This is a genomic window from Dietzia sp. B19 (genome assembly GCF_014145155.1).
GTDB lineage: Bacteria > Actinomycetota > Actinomycetes > Mycobacteriales > Mycobacteriaceae > Dietzia > Dietzia natronolimnaea.
The window spans coordinates 20,814-24,509 of the sequence record NZ_JAALED010000216.1 but is presented as its reverse complement, the minus strand read 5'-3'; the positions used below and the strand labels follow the sequence as shown (position 1 = coordinate 24,509).

General features: G+C 70.3%; 5 protein-coding genes. All 5 read left to right on the top strand.

The genetic code is table 11. The annotated features are described in order from the left end of the window. The coding region (locus G6020_RS07260) for an ATP-binding protein (protein WP_182610159.1) at window positions 1-446 on the top strand (446 nt) is incomplete at its 5' end. Next, entirely contained in the window at window positions 443-1,075 is a 633-nt protein-coding gene (locus G6020_RS07255; protein ID WP_182610158.1) for a response regulator transcription factor, read from the top strand. The genes G6020_RS07260 and G6020_RS07255, both read left to right, overlap by 4 nt. A gap of 82 nt (window positions 1,076-1,157) precedes the next feature. Then, on the top strand, window positions 1,158-1,847 hold the full coding sequence (locus tag G6020_RS07250) for a YceI family protein (RefSeq protein ID WP_182610157.1): 690 nt from the start codon (window positions 1,158-1,160) through the stop codon (window positions 1,845-1,847). A 67-nt stretch (window positions 1,848-1,914) separates the two neighbouring features. Continuing rightward, the gene (locus G6020_RS07245) at window positions 1,915-2,136 is read left to right on the top strand and encodes a hypothetical protein (RefSeq protein WP_182610156.1); all 222 of its coding nucleotides are present in this window, start codon (window positions 1,915-1,917) and stop codon (window positions 2,134-2,136) included. Window positions 2,137-2,564: 428 nt separating this feature from the next. Then, on the top strand, window positions 2,565-3,665 hold the full coding sequence (locus tag G6020_RS07240; RefSeq protein WP_182610155.1) for an esterase-like activity of phytase family protein: 1,101 nt from the start codon (window positions 2,565-2,567) through the stop codon (window positions 3,663-3,665). The last annotated feature ends 31 nt before the right edge of the window (window positions 3,666-3,696 follow it).

The following is a 3,696-nucleotide window of genomic DNA, read 5'->3' as shown; positions in this document are numbered from 1 at the left end:
GCCTGATCGCCGCGCTACGCCCCGCTCCGCTCGACGGCGTGTCGCTCGCGGGCGCACTGGGCCGCGTCGCGGAGCGGACCCGCGCGGAGCATCCGGGGATCGAGGTGACCGCGGACTGCTCCCTCGAGGTCGACCCTCCCCCCGAGGTCGCCGCCGTGCTCGTCCGCGTGGCGCAGGAGGCGTTGGCGAACGCGGTCACACACGCCTCACCCTCGAGGGTCGAGGTGACGCTGACAGGGTCATCCACCGCGGTCGCGCTCGAGGTGCGCGATGACGGTCGGGGTTTCGACGTCGCCGCGCCGCGGCCCACCGCATCGTTCGGTCTGGACGGGATGGCGCGTCGGGTGTCCGGGCTGGGAGGAGAGTTCGACGTGAGCTCCGAGACCGGCGCGGGGACCACGATCCGCGCCGTGCTCCCGACGGTGGTGGGAGGCTCGGGGACATGACGACGACGAGCGTGCGCGTTCTGATCGCGGACGATCACGCGGTGGTCCGGACAGGCCTTCGCGCGTTGGTCGCGTCGGACCCCGCCATCGAGGTGGTGGCCGACGTCCCCACCGCTGACGGCGCTGTCGAGCGGGCGCGGATCGGCGACGTGGACGTGGTGCTCATGGACCTGCGCTTCGCGGGTGACGCCTCCGCGGGGGTCAGGGCGACCCGGCGACTCCGCGCACTCGGGTCACCACCGCAGGTCCTGGTCCTGACCAGCCACGACACCGATGCGGACATCATCGGGGCGATCGAGGCGGGGGCCTGCGGCTACCTCCTCAAGGACGCCGGTCCCGACGAGCTGCTGGCCGCCGTCCGCGCCGCGGCGGCCGGGGAGAGCGCGCTCTCCCCCACCGTCGCCGCCACTCTGATGAACCGGCTGCGCGACCCACGGCCGGTGCTGACCGATCGCGAGGTGGACGTGGTGCGGGCGGTGGCGACGGGCGAGACCAATCGGCAGGTCGCGGCGTCCCTGAACGTGTCGGAGGCGACGGTCAAGACGCACCTCGTGCACGTCTTCGACAAACTCGGTGTGACGTCCCGGACGGCCGCGGTGGCCAGGGCCCGCGAGCTCGGGGTGGTGTAGCGGCTACGGCGTGACCTGACGTCGGCGTGATCTTCGGTCGATACTCATCCGCCCACCTCGCCGGAGTTCCTAAGCTCGTCCCATGCGGAGACTCCCCTGGATCATCGGCGCTGTCGTCGTCATCGTCGTCGTCGCGCTGATCGCGGCGCCCTACCTCTACAAAGCCGTGCGTGGAGGTGACGACGCGCCGGCCGCGACCGTCTCCGTCGACGGAGCCGAGGAGGCGACCGGCACCCTGGAGGGCACGTGGGTGGTGGTGCCGGGGACCGCGCCCAACGAGACGACTGCCGGGTACACGGTCAACGAGATCCTGCGCGGGGAGCCGGTCACCGTCGTCGGCAGCACCGACCAGGTGAGCGGCCGGGCGGTCGTGTCCGGGACCACCCTGGAGTCCGCATCGTTCGACGTGCAGGTGGCGGGAATCGAGACGGACATCGACCAGCGCGACGCCCAGGCCCGCTCACCCCAGATCCTCGATGCCGGGTCCCATCCCTCGGCGACACTCACCGTGGCCGAACCCGTGGATCTGGCTGCGGTGCCGTCGGACGGCACAACGGTGTCGATCCCGATGGTGGTCGAGCTGACGATCAAGGGCACGACCGTCCGTGAGGACATTGAGGTGACCGTCCTACGGACGGGCGACGCCCTGATCGCCTCCGGCGCGGTCCCCCTCACCTGGGCCGAGGTCGGGGTCGAGCCGCCGAGCCTCGGCTTTGTCGCCGTGGAAACGTCCGGAACGATCGACTTCCTGGTGAGCCTGGCCCGGCAGTAGCCGTGCCTCGGTCTGAGGAGGTCCGATCTGCTCTCGCAGTCCGATCTCCATACGCACGACGTAGGCGATGAACGCGACGGGGATGACGGCGCTCCACGCCCACGCCGACCCTGCGGCGAGAGCGAACACCACCGTGGACGCCACACCGTACGCGGCGATGAGGCCACGGATCGACGCGATGCACGTCGTGATGGTCCGTTCGCTCCACCTCGTTCGCCAGAGTTGCACGGATCCTGAAAGCTCGGCCGCCAGGAAGAGCATCAGGCTCAGGGTGAGCAGCATGAAGTGAGCGGGGAGTTCCTCCGGACGCAGGCTGCCCTCGGTCGGGAACACACTCCTCCACGCTCCGACCGAGACACCCACCGCGCACAGGAGCAGCAGTACGACCATCGGGATGGCATAGGACGGCGACAGCGGATCCCATCTCTGCGACCTGCGGGCACGTCCCGGTTGTGGTGTGGTCACTCGTCTCCCCGCCTCGTCGTTGATCGCATGTCGGTCCTCTCCCGGTTCTTCCGATCGGTTCGACGGTTCGGAGGGGCTGCTCGGTTCCATCAGTTCGGGCCGGGCCCACCTGGCGGTGTCCGGCGGCCGACAGCAGCAGACGGTCAGCGGTAAACGTTCAGCTCGTCGCCACCCACCGGACACGGACCCGGCACCCGACCCTCCTACGGGCACCTGGTCAGTCACTCAGTCATTGCCCAGGAAAGGCCCCCGATGCGCTCACGGACCATCAGCTCAGGCGTCCTCACGGTCGCCCTCGCCGCCGGCGCGGCGCTGGCGATACCCGCCACCAGCGTGGTGACGTCGCCCTGGCCCTTCGACCCGCTGACGATCACCCCCGTCGCGCTCGGTGGCGCCTTCGCCGAGGACGACGACATGTCGGGTGTCGACATCGCGGCCGACGGCACCGCCTACGTGGTGAACAACGGCACCGGCACGCTGTACGTCCTGGCCCACGACCACAGTGCAGGCACCTACTCGCTCGCCCGCACCTTCGTCCTCACCTACCCCGACGGTTCGGGCCGACCCGATTCCGAGGGCGTCACCGTGGGGCCGGACGGCGTGATCTACGTGGCCACCGAGCGCAACAACGACGCCGGCAGCACCAGTCGCCCCTCGATCCTGCGCTTCGTCCTGCCCACCGACCGCGATTCCGGCACCCTCAGCGCCACGGACGAGTACTCGCTGACCTCCCTCACCGGGCCGATCGGCGCGAACGCCGGCCTCGAGGCCATCGAATACCTCCCCGAGGCGTTCGGCGGAGCCTTCGCCGTGGGCGTCGAGGGGACCGGGAAGGTCCACTTCGTGCGGCTGGATGACGGAGGTGCGGTGACCGAGATGCAGACGTACACCTCACCGTTCAAAGGCGTGATGGCGCTCGACCACGACGAGGTGTCCGGCGTCGTGCGGGTGCTGTGTGACGAGGTCTGCGAGGGACGCTCGGTCGAGATGACCTTCGACGGGACCGGGTTCGTCCCCGACGGCACCCTCTACGCCCGGCCGGTCGGCATGCCCAACCTCGCCAACGAGGGCTTCGCCTCCCACCGCGAGACCGTCGAGTGCCTCCTGGGAGGCGCCACCGGCACCGCCGAGCGGGTCAGGTTCCTGTGGGCCGACAACGCGGCCACCGCAGGGGTCGGTCTGCGCACCGCCGTCTCCGAGGCCGGTGAGTGCACGGTGGAGGACGACGACACCGTTGACGGGTCGCTCGACGACCTGGACACGGTCCTCGGTTCGCTCGCGGGCCTCAGTCCGGTCTTCGGATCGTCGGGCGACGCGCCGACCCTGGTGCCGACCCTTCTTCCGTTCCTCTGAGCCGGCACGATCGGCTCTGACGCACCGCGGC